The sequence below is a fragment of the Psychroserpens sp. genome (assembly GCF_036960315.1).
Taxonomy (GTDB): Bacteria; Bacteroidota; Bacteroidia; order Flavobacteriales; family Flavobacteriaceae; genus Psychroserpens.
Genome location: NZ_JBALVR010000006.1, coordinates 166,744 through 186,241 on the forward strand (window position 1 = coordinate 166,744; position 19,498 = coordinate 186,241).

Annotated in this window: 20 protein-coding genes and 1 tRNA gene; 8 read left to right on the top strand and 13 right to left on the bottom strand. The window is 34.5% G+C overall.

Annotated elements, in window-relative coordinates; all coding sequences use genetic code 11:
* Positions 1 to 6 precede the first annotated feature (6 nt).
* The 8 genes from V7719_RS11830 (at position 7) to V7719_RS11865 (ending at position 5,562) form a co-directional block, all read left to right on the top strand.
* Positions 7 to 774, top strand: a complete 768-nt coding sequence (locus V7719_RS11830; protein WP_335730119.1) for a TatD family hydrolase — start codon at positions 7 to 9, stop codon at positions 772 to 774.
* Between the two features lie 2 nt (positions 775 to 776).
* Positions 777 to 1,808 carry an asparaginase gene (locus tag V7719_RS11835; RefSeq protein ID WP_335730120.1) on the top strand — a complete coding sequence of 344 codons (1,032 nt, stop codon included), beginning with the start codon at positions 777 to 779 and terminating at the stop codon, positions 1,806 to 1,808.
* A gap of 26 nt (positions 1,809 to 1,834) precedes the next feature.
* Positions 1,835 to 1,919 (top strand) — tRNA-Ser (locus V7719_RS11840).
* A gap of 450 nt (positions 1,920 to 2,369) precedes the next feature.
* Positions 2,370 to 3,152: a MotA/TolQ/ExbB proton channel family protein gene (locus tag V7719_RS11845; RefSeq protein WP_335730121.1), complete on the top strand. Its 783-nt coding sequence runs from the start codon at positions 2,370 to 2,372 to the stop codon at positions 3,150 to 3,152.
* Between the two features lie 27 nt (positions 3,153 to 3,179).
* Complete coding sequence (locus V7719_RS11850) at positions 3,180 to 3,623, top strand: hypothetical protein (protein ID WP_335730122.1); 444 nt, start codon at positions 3,180 to 3,182, stop codon at positions 3,621 to 3,623.
* A gap of 7 nt (positions 3,624 to 3,630) precedes the next feature.
* Entirely contained in the window at positions 3,631 to 4,239 is a 609-nt protein-coding gene (locus tag V7719_RS11855) for an ExbD/TolR family protein (RefSeq protein ID WP_335730123.1), read from the top strand.
* 16 nt (positions 4,240 to 4,255) lie between these two features.
* Positions 4,256 to 4,735: an ExbD/TolR family protein gene (locus V7719_RS11860; RefSeq protein ID WP_335730124.1), complete on the top strand. Its 480-nt coding sequence runs from the start codon at positions 4,256 to 4,258 to the stop codon at positions 4,733 to 4,735.
* Between the two features lie 98 nt (positions 4,736 to 4,833).
* Complete coding sequence (locus V7719_RS11865; RefSeq protein WP_335730125.1) at positions 4,834 to 5,562, top strand: porin family protein; 729 nt, start codon at positions 4,834 to 4,836, stop codon at positions 5,560 to 5,562.
* A gap of 7 nt (positions 5,563 to 5,569) precedes the next feature.
* Here V7719_RS11865 and V7719_RS11870 read toward each other — a convergent pair whose 3' ends face one another.
* From V7719_RS11870 to V7719_RS11930, 13 genes are all read right to left on the bottom strand, one after another.
* A complete protein-coding gene (locus V7719_RS11870; protein WP_335730126.1) occupies positions 5,570 to 6,175 on the bottom strand; it encodes a hypothetical protein in 606 nt (201 codons plus the stop codon).
* The gene (rpoN, locus tag V7719_RS11875; RefSeq protein ID WP_335730127.1) at positions 6,175 to 7,635 is read right to left on the bottom strand and encodes an RNA polymerase factor sigma-54; all 1,461 of its coding nucleotides are present in this window, start codon (positions 7,633 to 7,635) and stop codon (positions 6,175 to 6,177) included. The genes V7719_RS11870 and rpoN overlap by 1 nt, the downstream gene beginning before the upstream one ends.
* 118 nt (positions 7,636 to 7,753) lie before the next feature.
* A complete protein-coding gene (asnS, locus tag V7719_RS11880; RefSeq protein ID WP_335730128.1) occupies positions 7,754 to 9,196 on the bottom strand; it encodes an asparagine--tRNA ligase in 1,443 nt (480 codons plus the stop codon).
* Positions 9,197 to 9,226: 30 nt separating this feature from the next.
* Positions 9,227 to 11,650: an efflux RND transporter permease subunit gene (locus V7719_RS11885; RefSeq protein WP_335730129.1), complete on the bottom strand. Its 2,424-nt coding sequence runs from the start codon at positions 11,648 to 11,650 to the stop codon at positions 9,227 to 9,229.
* Positions 11,651 to 11,721: 71 nt separating this feature from the next.
* On the bottom strand, positions 11,722 to 12,999 hold the full coding sequence (locus V7719_RS11890; RefSeq protein ID WP_335730130.1) for a hypothetical protein: 1,278 nt from the start codon (positions 12,997 to 12,999) through the stop codon (positions 11,722 to 11,724).
* 61 nt (positions 13,000 to 13,060) lie between these two features.
* A complete protein-coding gene (frr, locus tag V7719_RS11895; protein ID WP_335730131.1) occupies positions 13,061 to 13,618 on the bottom strand; it encodes a ribosome recycling factor in 558 nt (185 codons plus the stop codon).
* Positions 13,619 to 13,667: 49 nt separating this feature from the next.
* Positions 13,668 to 14,375, bottom strand: coding sequence for a UMP kinase (gene pyrH, locus V7719_RS11900; RefSeq protein ID WP_335730132.1), 708 nt, complete (start codon positions 14,373 to 14,375; stop codon positions 13,668 to 13,670).
* Between the two features lie 216 nt (positions 14,376 to 14,591).
* Positions 14,592 to 15,566, bottom strand: coding sequence for a translation elongation factor Ts (gene tsf, locus V7719_RS11905; protein ID WP_335730133.1), 975 nt, complete (start codon positions 15,564 to 15,566; stop codon positions 14,592 to 14,594).
* Positions 15,567 to 15,653: 87 nt separating this feature from the next.
* Positions 15,654 to 16,580, bottom strand: coding sequence for a 30S ribosomal protein S2 (gene rpsB, locus V7719_RS11910; RefSeq protein WP_335730134.1), 927 nt, complete (start codon positions 16,578 to 16,580; stop codon positions 15,654 to 15,656).
* A 228-nt stretch (positions 16,581 to 16,808) separates the two neighbouring features.
* Positions 16,809 to 17,195 carry a 30S ribosomal protein S9 gene (rpsI, locus tag V7719_RS11915; protein ID WP_335730135.1) on the bottom strand — a complete coding sequence of 129 codons (387 nt, stop codon included), beginning with the start codon at positions 17,193 to 17,195 and terminating at the stop codon, positions 16,809 to 16,811.
* Positions 17,195 to 17,650 (bottom strand): 50S ribosomal protein L13, encoded by a 456-nt coding sequence (gene rplM, locus V7719_RS11920; protein WP_335730136.1) that lies wholly within the window; start codon positions 17,648 to 17,650, stop codon positions 17,195 to 17,197. The genes rpsI and rplM overlap by 1 nt, the downstream gene beginning before the upstream one ends.
* Before the next feature lie 372 nt (positions 17,651 to 18,022).
* Complete coding sequence (locus V7719_RS11925) at positions 18,023 to 18,607, bottom strand: HD domain-containing protein (protein ID WP_335730137.1); 585 nt, start codon at positions 18,605 to 18,607, stop codon at positions 18,023 to 18,025.
* A complete protein-coding gene (locus V7719_RS11930) occupies positions 18,604 to 19,497 on the bottom strand; it encodes a YitT family protein (protein ID WP_335730138.1) in 894 nt (297 codons plus the stop codon). Before V7719_RS11930 ends, V7719_RS11925 begins: the two co-directional genes overlap by 4 nt.
* Position 19,498: the final 1 nt, after the last annotated feature.

Below are 19,498 nucleotides of genomic sequence, written 5' to 3' on the forward strand. Positions count from 1 at the left end.
TGCACTATGATAATTACAGATACACATACACATTTATATAGTGAAGCTTTTGATGAAGATAGAAGCGCCATGATTGAGCGTGCCATTTCTCAAAAGGTGTCTCGCTTTTTTATTCCAGCAATAGATTCTAGTTATACAGACGCAATGCTGAAACTAGAAGCAGATTTTCCCGAGTATGTATTTTTGATGATGGGTTTGCACCCAACTTCGGTTAAAGAAAATTACAAAGAAGAGCTGCAACATGTTGAGGCTCTATTGGCAAAGCGTCACTTTTATGCCGTGGGAGAAATCGGGATTGATTTGTATTGGGATACGTCAACCTTAGAAATTCAGAAAGAAGCCTTTAAACATCAAATCAATTTAGCAAAACAATATGATTTGCCAATTGTGATACATTGTAGAGAGGCATTTGATGAAATTTTTGAGGTATTAGATGAAGTAAATGATGAAAAGCTCTTCGGAATTTTTCATTGTTTCACCGGAACGATAGAACAAGCACATCAAGCCATATCTTATAACATGAAATTAGGAATTGGAGGCGTAGCCACATTTAAAAACGGAAAAATAGATCAGTTTTTGAAAGACATTGATTTAAAACATATTGTATTAGAAACCGATTCACCTTATTTGGCACCAAAACCTTATAGAGGAAAGCGTAATGAAAGTGCTTATATCATCAGGGTTTTGGAAAAATTAGCTGAGATATATGATGTTTCCGAAGAAAAAATTGCCGAAATTACCACTCAAAACTCCAAGGAGATATTCGGAATATAAACATGTCTGCAACACAACCCAACATATTATTAGTTTATACAGGAGGAACTATAGGGATGATAAAGCACCCTGAGTCTGGAGCGCTTAAAGCGTTTGATTTTAAAAACTTGTTGAAAAATATTCCAGAACTTAAGTTATTGGACTGTAATATTGAAACGATTTCTTTTGATGATCCAATAGACTCCAGTAATATGAATCCTAAATATTGGATTCAAATAGCTGAAATTATTGAGACTAATTATGATGCTTTTGACGGATTTGTGATACTTCACGGAAGCGATACAATGAGCTATTCTGCTTCGGCCTTAAGCTTTATGTTTGAGAATTTGGCTAAGCCTATTATATTTACAGGGTCGCAATTGCCAATTGGTGATTTGAGAACAGATGCCAAAGAAAATTTAATTACATCAATCCAAATGGCGTCTTTACAAAAAGGAGGCAAGCCAGTAATTAAAGAAGTAGGATTGTATTTTGAATATAAATTATACCGCGGAAATCGGACGACTAAGATTAATGCTGAGCATTTTGAAGCATTTGAGTCTTTAAATTATCCGCATTTAGCAGAATCTGGAGTACATTTAAAAGTGGAGTATGATGATCTATATAAGCCTAATTTGAGAAAAAAATTGATTGTTCATAAAGCATTCGAAAACGATATATTACTTATCAAGTTGTTTCCAGGAATATCTAGATTGGTTTTAGAACCACTGTTTAATATAGCACATGTAAAAGGTATTGTCTTAGAAACTTATGGTGCAGGAAATTCTACTACAGAAGATTGGTTTATAGAGATGCTAAAGCAAACCATAAAACGAGGTGTCCCAATTATTAACGTTACCCAATGCTCGGGAGGTAGCGTGCTTATGGGACAATATGAAACGAGTACTCAATTAAAATCAATTGGTGTTATTTCTGGTAAAGATATGACTACAGAAGCTGCATTGGCGAAACTTATGTTTATGTTAGGCGAGCAAGTGTCGTTTAAAACCTTCAAGACAATTTTTGAAACATCCTTGCGAGGAGAATTGACTTAATTCTGTATATTTGCAAACTAAAAATTAGAGAGGTGGCCGAGTGGCTTAAGGCGCACGCTTGGAAAGCGTGTATACTTCACGGTATCGAGGGTTCGAATCCCTTCCTCTCTGCGAATACATTAAAAAACATGGGCAGATTTGCTGAAGCAAGCTTCGACAAATCTGCCCATGTTTTTTAATAAGCAAACACTAGTTTGCTAATGCCGTGTATTACGAACATAGTTTTATAGGACGGACGGAAATGTATGGTTAATTAATTAAATCTTACAGAGAAGAGCGATTGACCTGCATTATTATAAATGTTATGCTGATTTTCAGAGCTTTAAAATTTCCAAAGAAAAATCATTCTACTCATCTATATATAGATTTATATAAATAGTAATAAGATTTTTTTCATTCGACGAAGAAATCCAAAACATTTTATTTAAATTCGTCATTATAAAAATCACTAATTGTGTCTAACAACTGTTAAACCTTGCGACTCAATTAGGATTTTTATTTAATAATTACATTTTTTTTATATCTTTAACACTTTAACTAATAAAATTAAGAACAAGAACGATGAAAAGACTATTTTCTATCTTAGCCATAGTATGTATAATGGCTTTCGGTACTGTTAACGCAAGTACAAATGCTTATACAGTAGAAACGGCAACTACAGCAGTTACCACATCATTTCAAGAATCAGAAGCAGTAGCTACTGCCACTGAAGACAAATCTTTCACCCAACAAGTAAAAGAGCGTTTTATTGAAGGTGGTCCATTTTTTATGGGAATTGTATTACTATGTTTAATTCTTGGATTAGCGATTGCTATTGAAAGAATTATCTATCTAAATCTTGCAACTACAAACACTAAGAAGTTGACTCAAAATGTTGAGGACGCACTTAACTCTGGTGGAATTGAAGCAGCAAAAGAAGTTTGTAGAAATACAAAAGGACCTGTTGCCTCTATTTTTTATCAAGGATTAGATAGAGCAGACGATGATTTAGATGCTGCTGAAAAAGCTGTTGTGGCTTATGGTGGTGTTCAAATGGGACAATTAGAAAAGAATGTGTCTTGGATTTCGTTATTTATCGCATTAGCACCAATGCTTGGTTTCATGGGAACAGTACTAGGAATGATTGATGCTTTTGATAAAATTCAAGCTGCAGGTGATATGAATCCTTCATTAGTAGCAGGTGGTATTAAAATTGCCTTATTAACAACTGTATTTGGTCTTATCGTGGCGATTATTCTTCAAATCTTTTACAACTATATCATTGCTAAAATTGATAGTATTGTAAACGATATGGAAGATGCTTCAATAACTTTAATGGATTTATTAGTAAGACATAAGAAGTAATAACCAAATTATTAAATCAAACATAACATGAATATTCAAAAAATAATCAAAATTGTTGCTTTAGTAATTGGTCTAATCGCGGTATTCTTTTTAGTAAGAGTCATCACGATTGGTGATGAAGCTATAAAGGCAGATGCAGCCAACCAAGGTATTTTATCTGCATTTATAACACTAGCTTACATAGTTTTAGCAATAGCAACTATAGCTACTGTTATGTTTAGCTTGGTGAACCTAGTAAGTCATCCAGATAAACTAAAGAAAGCACTATTATCATTTGGTGTATTTGCAGCAATTTTACTTGTAGGATTTCTCATTTCTTCTGGAGAGGAGAGATTATTAAGTGACGGTTCAACACTAACTGCAGCTCAGTCTCAAATGATTGAAGGCGCAATAAAATCATTCTATATTTTAATTTTGTTAGCAGGAGGTTTAATGCTGTTCTTCGGAGTTAAAAAGATGCTTAGTAAATAAATTAATTATGGCAAAACGATCAGCACCAGAAGTTAATGCAGGTTCTATGGCAGACATAGCATTCTTACTTCTTATATTTTTCTTGGTAACAACTACTATTCCAAAAGATTCTGGGATAAACCGTAAGCTGCCTCCAATGGAGCCGCCAAACGATGATGAGGTCGTTATCAAGCAAAAAAACATCTTTACTGTATTGTTGAACAGCAAAGATCAACTGTTAGTAGAAGATGAATTGATGGAGCTTAAAGATTTAAGAGCTGCTGCCATTGAGTTTTTAGATAATGGTGGAGATGGGTCTTGTAACTATTGCAATGGTGAAAAGAACCCAAGGTCTTCTGATAATCCTGACAAAGCAATTATTTCATTGAAAAATGAAAGAGAGACTTCTTATTCTGCTTACATTTCTGTTCAGAATGAGTTGGTTGCTGCATATAATGAACTTCGTAACAGGAGAGCAAATAAAATAGGGCCTCAAAGAGGTTTTAGCAATATGGATTTCGTTAAGATGGAGAAAGAATACAAGGATGCTGAGTTTATTGGTAATAAGGATAAGTTAAAAGAACTTATTGATCAAATTAGAACGGAATATCCTGAAAAACTTTCTGAAGTTCAATAAATAAAAACACGACAATATGTCTAAATTTAAAAGTAAAAAAGACAACGCATTACCAGCTGTAAATACAGCATCATTACCTGATATTGTTTTTATGCTATTGTTTTTCTTTATGGTTGTAACTGTAATGAGAGAGGATGAACTTAAGATTCTTAACAGATTACCGCTTGCGGATCAAGTTGAAAAATTGGAAAAGAAAAACCCTATTAGTTATATCTATGCGGGAAAACCTGCTCCAGGATATGCAAAGCGATATGGTACAGAAGCAAGAGTCCAACTCAACGATAAGTTTGCTGAAATTAGTGATATTCAAGCATTCATTAATGCAGAAAGAGCTGCGTTGAGAGAAGAGGCATTAATCCCATACATGACTGTGTCACTTAAAGTTGATAGAGACTCTAATATGGGTATTGTTGGTGATATTAAACAAGAACTTAGAAAAGCTAACGCGCTGAAAATTAATTATACTGTAGGTACTGGTAGTGCTTTAGAAAATTAATTATTGTTCTTATAAATTATATAAAAGCATCCCTATGGGATGCTTTTTTTGTACAATAAACCAAAATATTCTATTAACTATTGAGTTATATTTGTAGTATGAAGCATCTGATACTTTACTTTTTTTTGTCACTTCCAGTTTTTAATGCCTTCTCCCAAGAGAAAAATAATCCTATTGCAGCATCTAATGAAAACGATAGTATCAAAGTTGTAGATAAAAAGTATAGGGAAGACCAATTTTATCTCTCTATCACCTATAATTTACTCGGAAATAAACCTGATGATGTTAATCAGAGTGGTTTTTCAAGCGGATTTCATCTTGGGTACATTAGAGATATGCCAATCAATGAAAAGCGTAACATGGCGATTGGAATTGGTTTGGGTCTCTCTACGAACTCTTATAATCAGAAGTTGTTAATCACTGAAGACAATGGAGGATACAATTATGAGCTGTTAAATGATGACGTCTCATTTAGTAAAAATAAGTTTACGACATACATTCTAGAAGTTCCAATTGAGTTTAGATGGCGAACTTCAACCGAAACTGATTATGATTTTTGGCGTATTTACGGTGGATTGAAGATTGGATATGTTGTTCATAATTCTTCTAAATTTAGAGGACGACCTGAGGATATTAAGCTGTCCAATATCGATGACTTTAATAAACTTCAATACGGATTAACACTAAGTGCAGGTTATTCTACTGTGAATTTTCATTTCTATTATGCGCTTAGTAATCTCTTTGATTCCAATGCCAAAGTCGCGAGTACTGGCCAAGCTGTCGAAATGAATGCCATCAAAATAGGTTTGATATTTTATATCCTTTAATTATAAACTACATCCAATAATTTAGCAGAACAAGTTGAGGGATTAGACCCACAAAAAACCCTGTTGCTAATTCAATAGGCGTATGTGCTTTAAGATGTAATCTAGAGGTTGCTATGGCACCAATAACAATACACATTAGTGCAATAGTACCATTGATATTGATTTTAAAATGAATAGCCACAGCCACTGCAAACATGAAAAATCCTGCAGAAGCAATCATATGAATACTGGCTTTAAACTTAGCAAAGGCTAACATCAAACAAGTAACTGTAGATATAAGAATACCAATAAAGAAGAAGTAGAGTTCTGGTATTTCGTTGATGGGTAATACACGAACTAATACAAGTATGATTATTGAACCATTAATAAACAATGGAATTCTTCGCTCTTCAACCGTTTCTAGATGAAAGGATTCTACTTTATTCAACGTTTTTAATAAGTAAAAGAGAAGGATAGGTAAAACAATAGTGAGAATCGCAATCGAGAACACTTTAGCTTTCATCGCAGGCTCTGGAATAAAACGAGGTGTTTTTGAAAAATAGAACACCACACCAAGTAATGGCATCAATAATGGATGAAAAATATATGATATGCTTTTAAGGATTTGGTTCATTATATCTTTTTCCTCAATCTTGCCACAGGAATATCTAATTGCTCACGATATTTTGCAACGGTTCGACGTGCAATAGGATAACCTTTTTCTTTAAGAATGGTCGCTAATTTTTCGTCGGTTAATGGTTTTTTCTTGTTTTCCTCTTCAATAACGATTTCCAGTATTTTCTTGATTTCGCGCGTAGAAACTTCTTCACCTTGATCGTTGGTCATCGATTCACTAAAGAATTCTTTGATGAGTTTTGTTCCATAAGGCGTATCTACATATTTACTATTCGCTACACGAGATACTGTAGAGACATCCATGTTGATTTCATCTGCAATATCTTTTAAGATCATTGGCTTTAAATTGCGTTCATCACCTGTAAGGAAGAATTTCTTTTGATAATGCATAATAGCACTCATGGTTACAAAAAGGGTCTGCTGGCGTTGTTTAATAGCTTCTATAAACCATTTGGCGGCATCTAACTTCTGCTTGATAAACATCACCGCGTCTTTTTGCGATCTACTCTTGTCTTTAGATTCCTTATACCCCTTCATCATATCGTTGTATTCACGAGATACGTGAAGCTCTGGAGCATTTCTTCCGTTTAGTGTCAATTCCAAATCACCATCTACAATTTTGATAGCAAAATCTGGAACCACATGTTCTACCATTTTATTATTTCCAGCATAAGAACCTCCTGGTTTAGGGTTCAAACGCTCAATTTCTTCTATGCCATCTCTAAGCTGAACTTCAGTAATATCAAACTTTTGAAGTAATTTTTTGTAGTGCTTTTTGGTGAATTGATCAAAAGCTTTATCGATAATATTACAAGCGAGTTCTACATCCGGATGTTTTTCTTTTCTATGCAATTGAATACTTAAACACTCCTGAAGGTTTCGAGCGCCAACTCCTGCTGGATCTAACTGATGTACAATGTGGAGTACCTTTTCGATAGATTCTTCTGTAGTAAAGACATTTTGAGTGAATGCCAAATCATCCATAATATCGCTTAGTGAACGGCGTATATAACCACTTTCATCAACACTTCCGACTAAAAATTCAGCGATTTCTCGTTCTTCATCATCAAGTCTGAAGGTGTTTAATTGATTCCGTAAATGCTGGGTAAAAGAGGTGCCTGCAGCATATGGCATTACTTTTTCTTCGTCATCAGCACTGTAATTACTAGTTTGAGTCCGATATTCGGGGACTTCATCATCACTTAAATATTCGTCAATGTTGATGTCTTCAGTGTTGATTTCATCATTATCGTTATAATCATCTTCCGAATTATCAAACTCGTCAAATGTGTCATCATCCTTATCTTCTTTACCAGTATCTAGTGCAGGATTTTCTTCTAGCTCTTGTTTTATACGTTGCTCAAATGCTTGCGTAGGCAACTGTATCAACTTCATAAGCTGAATTTGTTGCGGTGACAACTTTTGTGATAACTTAAACTGTAAATATTGTTTGAGCATGCTATGTTTTCCTTTAAAGTAAAGTTAAAAAAACTATTGATATACGCTTATAAAAACAATGGCTTTTAAGAATAATTTAAAAGACTACTCAAAATGTGGTAACTGAGTGAAGTCGAAGTTAAAACTCGGCATTTTGTGGTGTTCTAGGATAAGGAATTACGTCTCTAATATTACCCATTCCTGTTGCGAACATGACTAAACGTTCAAAACCTAGTCCAAAACCAGAATGCACAGCAGTACCATATTTACGTAAATCTAAGTACCACGATAACTCTTCTTCAGAAATATCTAAAGCTTTCATTTTTTCTTTTAAAACATCTAAACGTTCCTCTCGCTGAGATCCTCCTACCATTTCCCCAATACCTGGAAATAGGATATCCATTGCTCTAACTGTTTCTCGACCTTGATTATCAGGTTCGTTTAAACGCATATAAAAGGCTTTAATATTCGCAGGATAATCAAATAAGATTACGGGACATTTAAAGTGCTTTTCGACTAAGAAACGTTCATGTTCACTTTGTAAATCGGCTCCCCATTCTTCAATGATATAATTGAATTTCTTTTTCTTGTTAGGCTTACAGTTTCGCAAAATATCTATTGCTTCAGTGTAGCTTACACGCTTGAAATTGTTGTCGACAACGAATTTAATTTTTTCAATTAAACTCATTTCAGAACGTTCTACTTGAGGCTTAGTTTTTTCTTCGTCCAGTAAACGGGTTTCTAAAAACTCTAAATCTTCACGATTGTTTTTAAGCACATAACTTAATACCGATTTCATAAAATCTTCAGCTAAGTCCATATTTCCGCTTAAGTCCATAAAGGCTACCTCAGGTTCTATCATCCAGAATTCTGATAAGTGACGAGTCGTGTTGGAATTTTCAGCTCTAAACGTTGGTCCAAAGGTATATACCTTACCTAAAGACATCGCAAAGGTTTCGGCTTCTAATTGACCAGAAACGGTGAGATTGGTTTCTTTTCCAAAAAAATCCTTTTTATAATCTATATTTCCGTCGTCATCTAAAGGCGGGTTTTTAGCATCAAGAGCACTTACTCTAAATATTTCACCTGCACCTTCAGCATCACTTCCTGTAATGATTGGTGTGTGCATGTTGTAAAATCCGTTGTCATTAAAATACTTGTGAACAGCAAATGATAAAGACGAACGTAGTCGCATCACTGCACTAAATGTATTTGTACGCGTACGCAAATGTGCATTTTCACGTAAGAATTCAAACGTGTGTTTTTTAGGTTGAATCGGGTACTCATCAGGATCAGAATCACCAAGAATGTCAATAGAAGAGACTTGTATCTCTACCTTTTGACCTTTTCCTTGGCTTTCTACCAATTCGCCCTTAATATGAACAGCAGCACCTGTAGTAATACGTTTGAGTAATGCTTCATCTGTATTTTCAAAATCAACAACACACTGAATATTATGTATCGTAGAACCATCATTTAAGGCAATAAAACGATTGGCTCTAAAGGTTCTTACCCAACCTTTAATTTCTATAGGTTGAAGTGTAATATCTTGTGTTAATAACTGTGAAACGGTATAGCTCATTAGTTTAAAATTTTATGCAAATATAAATGTTTATGAATTTATGTCTTCTTCGGAATGATCATCTACGGAATCGTCATCCTCAACCGGAATAATATTTATCGATGGCTCTCGCATCACTTCCTTATTCGCAATGCTGCGCTCAAGTGATAGTAATAATGACGGAAGCAATAGTAAATTTGATAACATTGCAAACAATAAAGTAGCTGAAACCAATGCTCCTAATGCGACTGTTCCTCCAAAACTTGATGTTGTAAATACGATAAAACCAAAGAACAATACGATTGATGTATAGAACATACTCACACCAGTTTCGCGTAATGCAGCGTAAACCGATTTACGTATTTTCCAGTGGTTAGCTTGCAGTTCTTGTCTGTATTTTGCCAAAAAGTGAATGGTATCGTCTACCGAAATTCCGAAGGCAATACTAAACACCAAAATTGTTGAAGGTTTAATAGGGACACCTAAGTAGCCCATTAATCCTGCAGTAATCACAAGTGGAAGAACATTTGGAATTAGTGATACGATAATCATTCTTACGGATCTAAACATATACGCCATGAATATGGAGATCAATAATATGGCTAACGACAGTGATATCGCTAAGTTTTTGACTAAGTATTTGGTTCCTTTTTGAAATACCAATGCTTTTCCAGTCATGGTCACATTGTAACGTTCGGCAGGCTTGAATACTTTATCTATTTTATTTTGAAGATCCTCTTGAATACGTTCCATTTTTTTTGTGCCAATATCTTTCATAAACGTCGTTATACGGGCATATTGACCTGTACTATCTACAAAATTTTGCAATAAATCAACATCAGATGATGAGTTTTTGGCATAGGATAAAATGAAACTATTTTCTTGACTTGTCGGCAATTGATAATATTTAGGATTCCCATTATAATATGCTTGCTTGCTGTATTTCACCAAACTCACTACGGAAATTGGACGAGATAACTCAGGTATTTCGTCAATGAGGTCTTCAATCTGCTCCATTTTTTTGAGCGTACTCAACTTCATGACCCCTTTTTTATGTTTGGTATCCACCATAATCTCTAGAGGCATAATTCCATCAAATTCTTCTTCAAAGAATCGAATGTCTTTAAAAAAGGCTTCCTCTTTTGGCATATCTTCAATAAGACTTCCAGAAATTTCAATCTTATAAATTCCTATAATACTAACAATAATGAGTACAAGAGAGGTTACATAAATGGAGATTTTTTTCTCTCTCACCATACGTTCGATCCAATTGACAAAACCACCAATCCAACGTTTGTTTAAATGTTCTAAATGACGCTCTTGCGGATAAGGTAAAAACGTATAGATGATTGGTATCACCAGTAAACACAGTATGAAAATCGCCAGAATACTCAACGATGCAACGATACCAAACTCCTTTAATAGTTGACTTTCAGTTAAAATAAAAGTGGCAAAACCAGAAGCGGTTGTCACATTGGTCATCAAGGTGGCATTACCAATTTTGGTAATGACACGCTGAAGTGATTTTACTTTATTGCCATGAAGTTTTACTTCATGCTGGTATTTATTGATGAGGAAAATACAGTTAGGAATTCCTATCACAATTATAAGAGGCGGAATTAATGCTGTAAGAACTGTAATTTCATAATTGAGCAATCCTAAAATCCCGAAGGTCCACATCACACCAACACAGACAACGATGAGCGAAATAATTGTCGCTCTAAAGGATCTAAAAAATAAAAAGAAAATCAGTGAGGTAACACCTAAAGCTAACCCAATAAAGAGTCCGATTTCATCTACAATATTTTGGGAGTTTAAGGTCCGTATGTAAGGCATTCCTGAAACGCGAACATCCAAATTATTGGCAGCTTCAAAATTCTTGATGTTTTCATCAAGCGTTAACATGATAAAATCTTTCCTAGCCGATGTATTTACTATTTCTTTTTTGAGATAGATAGCGGTTCTAATCGTTCCTGTTTCGGTATTGAACAAGAAATTATCATAGAATGGATACTGTTTAAATAACTCCTCTTGTAGTGTTTTAATCTGCTCTTGGGAGCTTATAGAGTCTTTGATAAAAGGCACCAAATCGAAACGCTCTTCGTCGGTATTCTTTATAAGTTTTTGCAAGTCGTTAATAGACACTACAGTTTCAATTTCGTCGTAAGCTTTAAAATCTTCGGAAAGTTGATTCCAAGCGTTTAACTTTTCCACTGTAAAAAGCGTAGAATCCTTAACACCAAGAATGATTAAGTTGCCTTCTTCACCAAAAATATCGAGAAATTCATTATAAGTGACATTGACCTCATGCTCGTCTGGAAGTAAATTGGCTTCGGTATAGGTAAAACGCATGTTTTTCCATTGCGTACTAAAGAAAAGGGTTGCCAAAACTATGACCACCAAAATGCCGATTTTATTACGCAAAATTAGTCGCGCAACAACTTCCCAAAAATTCTTTGTAAACAGTTTAAACATTTGCTTTGTAAACGAAGCGCAAAGGTAGAAAAAACCCGAGGATAACTGATAAAATTTAACGATATATTGTCTTATAAACTCACATTAAAAGTAAACTTTGCAGCAATATTATCTGCTATTGAAGGTAGATGATAACCTCCATATCGATAAGCGAAACTCAAACCGAAACCCAAGAGTAATTTATTCAATTCAAATCCTGCTTCTGAATAGCCTTTTGATAAAGTTCCAAAACTGATATTTTCATGGCGTTCAATATCTTGCATATCACCAAGAGCAAATCTTGAAATAAGGACCAATTGTGGTCTATAACGTTCGGTGATTTTGAAGGGTTTTACAAAATGTTTAAGTTGAAGCGTTGCGTACCTGTCTGAGAAAAATTCATTAAAATACATGGTTTCAAAACTATTGATTCCAGCAACAGAGAAGCGCTGTAAAATAGTTTCTTTTGTAATGTTATTGGGATATGCATGGTACAAATGTGTTAAAGGTGTTTGTCCTGTAGCAATACCACTTGTAAGAATTGCTTCGGTAAAAACATCTTCGTTGTATCTAAATCGGTGAATCGTTCTGAAGTCGGTTTTAAAGAAATTGAAATCTCCATTTAGAACATCTCTGTAACTTTGGGTGAACTGTAAAGTGAATTTTGGATAACCATTTTTAGTTTCATTAACTTTACCTTTATCAACTTCAAAATCACTAAAAGGACTCCATTGCAATGCTATTTTTGCCGTACTGACATCAAAATTCCCAAACGATTCACCATTTACATTAAATAGATATTCATAGGTTGGATCTATTTTACTAACCGCTAATTCCATTTCCGAAAGCAAATGATTAGAGAATTTGTGTTCAAGTGTAACGGCTTTTGTAATGTGTTTGTGAAAGAGGTCAATATTTAATAAACGAGGTTCAAAAAAAGAGAAAAATCGTTTGTCGGTTAAAAATGTAGAACTTCCAGTTTCTTGTAAATCATCTGTGTAAGAGAGGTTTATCCAAGTGCTTGTAGACTCACTAACTCTAAATCCACCACCAATTTTGTATTTGAATCGATGGTCTTTAAATCCGTAAACCACGTAAGAATCGATACTGTATTTTTTTGAAAAGCCATCATTTGTTTCTCCACCAAGTCCAGTTCTTAGACCTTCATATTGGTTGTATTTTACTAAATATTTTAAATCTATGTTTAAAATTTTGGTTGGATAAAACCCATTGCCTAATTGCTTTAAAAATTCTCTTTTGTTTAATGAATCGTTCTTAACTTTAGTGGAATCATTTTCCTGATTAGGCGTTTGAGAATGCGATGCATAAGTGAATAGTGTCAATAGAATTAAGCAACAAATCTTATGCATTTAATAGTTGAATAAATGAATTAATAAAAAAAGCGACATTTGGTTGGTCGCTTTTTGAGAGTTATACTGTCATGATTTCTTTTTCCTTGACATCATAAATATCGTCTATCTTTTTAACGTACTTGTCAGTCATTTGTTGCACGTCAATTTCTGCATTTTTTTGTTGATCTTCAGAAGCATCATCAAGGTCTTTGATGTCTTTGTTAGCTTCTTTTCTTGCGTTTCTTACACCAATTTTGGCATCTTCAGTTTCAGCTTTAGCTTGTTTTGATAGGTCACGCCTGCGTTCTTCAGTTAAAGGGGGAACGTTAATGATGATGGTTTCTCCATTGTTCATTGGGTTGAAACCTAAATTTGCAAACATAATACCACGTTCAATTTCTTGAAGCATATTTTTTTCCCATGGTTGAACTGTAATTGTTCTACCATCTGGTGTGTTTACATTGGCGACTTGTGATAATGGTGTTTGAGAACCATAATAATCAACCATTACACTTCCTAGCATTGCAGGACTTGCTTTACCAGCCCTAATATTTGCAAGTTGTTTTTCTAGGTGTTTTAAAGCGCCATCCATTGCTTCTTGAGTCGCATCTAAAATAAATTTTATGTCTTCGTTCATTATTTAAAAACTTTAATTTGTAAATATCTTACCAAAAAATAAGCCAAAGTTATAAATTAACCTTTGTTCCAATGTTTTCGCCGGAAACAACCTTTAGTAAATTTCCTTTTTTATTCATGTCAAATACGATAATAGGAAGGTTGTTTTCCTGGCTTAATGTAAACGCGGTGGTGTCCATGACTTTGAGTCCTTTTCTTAAAACATCGTCAAAAGTAATATGATCAAACTTTACAGCATTTATATCTTTTTCTGGATCTGCAGTGTAAATACCATCAACTCGAGTGCCTTTTAAAATCACATCAGCTTCAATCTCAATTGCCCTTAACACAGCAGCAGAATCTGTAGTGAAATAAGGATTTCCTGTTCCTCCACCAAAAATGACAACACGTCCTTTTCTGAGATGACTCATTGCTTTCCGTCTAATGAAAGGTTCTGCAACCTCGTTAATTTGTATGGCTGTTTGTAATCGTGTTTTAACATCAGCATCTTCTAGGGCATTTTGTAATGCTAAGCCATTAATAACAGTAGCTAACATGCCCATGTGGTCCCCTTGAACACGATCCATACCTGCCATTGCACCAGCGACTCCTCTAAAAATATTTCCACCCCCAATTACAATGGCGACTTCTACCCCTAAATCTGTAATTTCCTTGATGTCCTTAGCATATTCTGATAAACGTTCTGGGTCAATACCATATTGGCGAGATCCCATTAGCGCTTCACCAGATAATTTCAGTAGGATTCTTTTATATTTCATTTGTTCGTGTCTATTGCTTTTAATAATCGAATGCAATTCTCTATATTAAAATTTGTCTTTTATTCAAATTAGCAGCTATGGCTTATTTCATAATTGCGATGATAGTTTAGCAAATATAATCATTATTGTAATTTAGAAAAGTAGAATTTGAAATGAGTTCATAAAAAAACCTCTCAGGTAGTGAGAGGTTTAGTTTTATATGAAAGAATAAATAGATTATCCTAGTGTAGCACGTTTAAATCCTGTAACAGCAACGTCACCATTAGACGCTACATACCTAGCAACAGTTTGCTTCTCATCTTTGATAAACTTTTGATCCAATAAACATTGTTCTTGGTCTAAAGTGGTGTTATCAGAAATGAAACGCTCCATTTTACCTGGTAAAATTCTGTCCCATATTTGTTCTGGCTTACCTTCAGCTGTTAATTCTGCTTTTGCAGCGTCTTCAGCTTGAGCAATTACTTCTGGAGTTAACTGCGCCATAGAGATGTAAGTAGGTACATTTTTTAAAGTTTTACCTAAACGTCCTAATTCAATATTATCTTTTTCAATCACTGCAATTCTAGCTTCAGTTTCCGAAGCGATAAAAGCAGGATCAAAATCTTTGTATGATAATGTTGTTGCTCCCATAGAAGCGACTTGCATAGCAACATCTTTCACTAAAGTTTCAACGTTATCCACTTTTGCAGATAATCCTACTAAAGCAGCAATCTTGTTAATGTGAACATATTGTCCAACATAAGGTGCATCTAACTTTTCAAAAGCAGTAATATCTAATTTCTCACCAATTACTCCAGTTTGTTCTATTAATTTTTCTGCAACAGTCATTCCACCGAAATCAGCAGCTAAAAACTCCTCTTTTGTATTACAAGTTAAGGCGATATCTGCTAATGCGTTAGCTAATGTTACGAAGTTGTCGTTTTTTCCAACGAAATCTGTTTCACATCCTAATACGATAGCAATACCAGAAGTGTTCTCTGCATTAATTTTTGCGATTGCAGCTCCTTCAGAAGAATCTCTGTCGGCTCTTTTTTCTGCAACTTTTTGTCCTTTTTTACGAAGTACTTCAATGGCTTTATCAAAATCGCCTCCAGCTTCAACTAAGGCGTTTTTACAATCCATCATACCAGCTCCAGTGGCTTGTCTTAATTTATTTACTTCTGCTGCTGTAATTTTTACAGTATTTTCCATTGTGTTATAAAATTTAAAAAAGTCGTTTAATTTATATTTCGTGAAGAAAACAATTAAACGACTTATCTATATTGAGTATTTGTTAATTTATTCTTCTTCGTTAGCTGCTACTACTGGTGCAACTACTTCAGTTTTTTTCTCAGCTTTTGCTTCAACCTTTGCTTCAACCTTTGTTTCTGCTTTGGCCTCAACTGTTGTTTCAACTACTGCTTCAACTGTTGCTTCAACTGTTGCTTCAACTGCTGCTTCAACTGCTGCTTCAGTTTTCACTTCTTTTTCTGCTTCTGGTGATTTTTCACTTTTAGCATCTTTTTCAGCTTTCTCTGATTTTCTTTCAGCTAAACCATCAGCAACTGCTGCCGCTACTGCAGACATAATGCAGTCAATAGACTTAGAAGCATCATCATTAGATGGAATTAAGTAATCTACTTCACGAGGATCAGAGTTTGTATCTACCATTGCGAAGATTGGAATGTTTAATTTCTGTGCTTCTTTAATAGCGATGTGCTCACGTTTGATATCTACAACAAATAATGCTCCAGGTAAACGTGTCATATCAGAAATAGAACCTAAATTCTTTTCTAATTTAGCTCTTTGACGATCGACTTGTAAACGTTCTTTCTTAGATAGAGAGTTGAATGTACCATCTTTTTTCATACGATCAATCATAGCCATTTTCTTAACGGCTTTTCTGATGGTTACGAAGTTGGTTAACATTCCACCAGGCCATCTTTCAGTAATGTAAGGCATGTTTACATTACCTGCTTTTTCAGCAACGATGTCTTTAGCTTGTTTTTTTGTAGCAACAAATAAGATTTTCTTTCCAGAAGCTGCAATCTTGTGCAATGCTTCAGAAGTCTCTTCAATTTTTGCTTGTGTCTTGTATAGGTTGATGATATGGATACCATTACGTTCCATATAAATGTAAGGAGCCATGTTTGGATCCCATTTTCTTGTCAAGTGACCAAAGTGTACACCTGCTTCAAGTAAGTCTTTTACTTCTACTTTTTGCATTTTGTAATTGTTTACGTTCTGTTAAATTAGCAATGATTAAGTGGTTGCTTTAGCTCGCCTTAATCATTTAGATGCTAAACTTGTACCTGAACTCGTTTCAGGATTTTTAATGTTTGCTGAAAAATTCTCAGCGGTTTTAATTTAAAGCTGTTCTGATGATTGACCAGAACAGCTTTGGAATTTTTTTTATATTCCGAAGAAAATTCAGAATAATAAAAAAGAATAGGATTAACGTTTAGAGAACTGGAATTTCTTCCTTGCTTTCTTCTGACCGAACTTCTTACGTTCAACCATACGAGGGTCTCTTGTTAATAATCCTTCTGGCTTTAATATTAGTCTGTTTTCTGCATCAAGCTCACACATAGCGCGAGATAATGCTAAACGGATCGCTTCAGCTTGGCCTGTAATGCCACCACCAAAAACGTTTACTGTAATATCAAAGTTGCCATCGTTGTTAGTCATGACTAAAGGTTGGTTTACTTTATACTGCAATGTTGCAGTAGTAAAATAAGCCGCCATGTCTTTTTTGTTTACCGTGATCTTGCCTTTTCCTTTAGCAAGGTACACACGAGCAACAGCCGTCTTTCTACGACCGATTTTGTGCATTACTTCCATTAGTTAACTTTGTTTAAGTCAATTGCTTTTGGTTTTTGAGCTTCATGTGTATGAGCCGAACCAACAACAACATTTAAATTACGGAATAACTCTGCGCCTAATTTGTTTTTAGGGAGCATTCCTTTTACTGATTTTTCTACGATTCTTGCTGGATCTTTTCCAAACAATTCAGTCGCAGTTAAACTTCTTTGACCACCTGGATAACCTGTGTGACGAATGTACGTTTTGTCATTCCACTTGTTTCCCGATAAGTTGATTTTTTCAGCATTGATAATAATTACATTATCTCCGCAATCAACATGTGGTGTGAAGTTAGGCTTGTGTTTACCTCTTAAAAGTATTGCTACTTTAGAGCATAAACGACCTAGCGTTTGATCTGCAGCGTCAACTAAAACCCACTCTTTATTAACAGTAGCTTTGTTTGCTGAAATCGTTTTGTAGCTTATTGTGTCCACACTTATTAATATTAATTACCTATTCTCGATAGGTAGGTTAAACATTTCTCTCTCGAAAAGAGTTTGCAAATTTACGATTAAATATTTGATTAACAAACCCTATTTAGGCAATATTTCTGGGAACTCTATAATTATTTTATTTCCCTATTTAATTGATATTTAACTTATTCGTTTAAAATTTCTGAAACGGTAGGTTTTACTATTATAAAGACTCTAAATAGAAGTCCTTATAATAACTTTTATTAGTGATTTAGAATCACCAACTATTGATGAACAGCTTTATGAACCAGATTGGAAAGTTGTTGTGTAGACTAAAGATTACAAAGAATTTGAACCAGATGTTGGAACATCGTCTACTGTGCAAACCAAAATCTATCGCATATTAGACTTAAGAAGCTCCAAATTTTTAAGTTTTCTGAAGGTTTTGTAGTGTTTGCAATACCTCGTATGAAATGTATGGTTTTTAATGAAATCAATTTGAATGTGATTCCATTTAGTTATGGTTAAACTTGAGTTATAGTGACATAGCTCTTGATACAATGAAGCACCAATTTCCCAAAACTGAGCCGTTGCCAAATACTCTAAATCGGCATCTGCCAAGATCTCCTCTAGTTTGTTTTTAGGGTTTTGCGGAATCCTAGTTGCCATAATCATTCCGCAAACGGTAGCGATATCATCTTCGGAATATCCATATGTTTTTAATTGACGCTTAGCAATGTTGCAACCTTCTTTTTCGTGTTCAACATGTGATTTCACAAAGCCGATATCGTGATATAAAGCAGCAACTCTCAAGAGTTGTATGTCTGCTTTTTTAATGTTTTCTTTTTTCGCGATGTATTCAGCCTTATCTAGCACGTATAAGGTATGATTGACATTGTGATACGCGAGGTGTTTCGGTAGGTTATCGTCTAAAATTTTGACGATATCATTGTATATTTTATGGAATGGCGTTTTCAAAAATGATCTGATTTTTTACTAATGACACCTCCATTAACTTCGTTGATGTTTTCGACATACATAAAGGCTTTTGGATCTGATTCCCTAATGGCCTTTCGCATTTTATGGACTTCTAGTCGAGTTACAATAGTGACGATAATATCACAATCGTGTTTTACATTATAGCTACCTGGTAAATTCCCGCGTTCACCTTTTAAGATGGTCACAGGTTTGTTAAACTGGTTAACGACTATATCTTTAACGAGTTCATGGTTAGGAGAGATTATGGTCAAGGAAATGAGTTTTTCAAAACCGTCAACCACATAATCAGATACCTTTAAAGCTGTAAAATAGGTCAATATAGAGTACATGGCTTTTTCTAGCCCCAAGAATATGGCTATAATTAAAAATATTGATGTGTTTATGGCCATAATGATTTCGGTGACTGTTAATCCAAACTTTTTATTAGTAAAGCCTGCCACAACCTCTAAACCATCAATAACACCACCACCTCTAATGACAAACCCAATCCCTAATCCTACAAAAACACCACCAAATGCAGCAACGAGAAAGTAATCTTTAGTTACTGTTGGTACAGGTAGAAAGGTCATAAAAACTCCTAGCAAGATTAAGGAGACTAAAGTGTTTATGGCAAAGTTTTTTCCAATTTTTTTATAGCCAATAAATACAAAAGGTAAGTTGAGACCTATTAAAATTGAGGTAACATCAATATGATAAAATTCGTGAACAAGGATAGAAATCCCTAAAATGCCACCATCTAAAAAATGATTCGGAATCATAAATCCTTTGATGGCAACTGTAGCACATAAGGCGCCAATCGTTTTTAAGAGTAAAGATTTAAATGAAAAAATACTACGTAAATTGAGAGGGTCGTTTGCGCTGTGGCTCATC

Bases quoted from the DNA above. Each gene is read 5' to 3' on its own strand.
- V7719_RS11830 (WP_335730119.1), top strand. From the start codon at position 7: ATGATAATTACAGATACACATACACATTTATATAGTGAAGCTTTTGAT.
- V7719_RS11835 (WP_335730120.1), top strand. From the start codon at position 777: ATGTCTGCAACACAACCCAACATATTATTAGTTTATACAGGAGGAACT.
- V7719_RS11845 (WP_335730121.1), top strand. From the start codon at position 2,370: ATGAAAAGACTATTTTCTATCTTAGCCATAGTATGTATAATGGCTTTC.
- V7719_RS11850 (WP_335730122.1), top strand. From the start codon at position 3,180: ATGAATATTCAAAAAATAATCAAAATTGTTGCTTTAGTAATTGGTCTA.
- V7719_RS11855 (WP_335730123.1), top strand. From the start codon at position 3,631: ATGGCAAAACGATCAGCACCAGAAGTTAATGCAGGTTCTATGGCAGAC.
- V7719_RS11860 (WP_335730124.1), top strand. From the start codon at position 4,256: ATGTCTAAATTTAAAAGTAAAAAAGACAACGCATTACCAGCTGTAAAT.
- V7719_RS11865 (WP_335730125.1), top strand. From the start codon at position 4,834: ATGAAGCATCTGATACTTTACTTTTTTTTGTCACTTCCAGTTTTTAAT.
- V7719_RS11870 (WP_335730126.1), bottom strand. From the start codon at position 6,175: ATGAACCAAATCCTTAAAAGCATATCATATATTTTTCATCCATTATTG.
- rpoN (WP_335730127.1), bottom strand. From the start codon at position 7,635: ATGCTCAAACAATATTTACAGTTTAAGTTATCACAAAAGTTGTCACCG.
- asnS (WP_335730128.1), bottom strand. From the start codon at position 9,196: ATGAGCTATACCGTTTCACAGTTATTAACACAAGATATTACACTTCAA.
- V7719_RS11885 (WP_335730129.1), bottom strand. From the start codon at position 11,650: ATGTTTAAACTGTTTACAAAGAATTTTTGGGAAGTTGTTGCGCGACTA.
- V7719_RS11890 (WP_335730130.1), bottom strand. From the start codon at position 12,999: ATGCATAAGATTTGTTGCTTAATTCTATTGACACTATTCACTTATGCA.
- frr (WP_335730131.1), bottom strand. From the start codon at position 13,618: ATGAACGAAGACATAAAATTTATTTTAGATGCGACTCAAGAAGCAATG.
- pyrH (WP_335730132.1), bottom strand. From the start codon at position 14,375: ATGAAATATAAAAGAATCCTACTGAAATTATCTGGTGAAGCGCTAATG.
- tsf (WP_335730133.1), bottom strand. From the start codon at position 15,566: ATGGAAAATACTGTAAAAATTACAGCAGCAGAAGTAAATAAATTAAGA.
- rpsB (WP_335730134.1), bottom strand. From the start codon at position 16,580: ATGCAAAAAGTAGAAGTAAAAGACTTACTTGAAGCAGGTGTACACTTT.
- rpsI (WP_335730135.1), bottom strand. From the start codon at position 17,195: ATGGAAGTAATGCACAAAATCGGTCGTAGAAAGACGGCTGTTGCTCGT.
- V7719_RS11930 (WP_335730138.1), bottom strand. From the start codon at position 19,497: ATGAGCCACAGCGCAAACGACCCTCTCAATTTACGTAGTATTTTTTCA.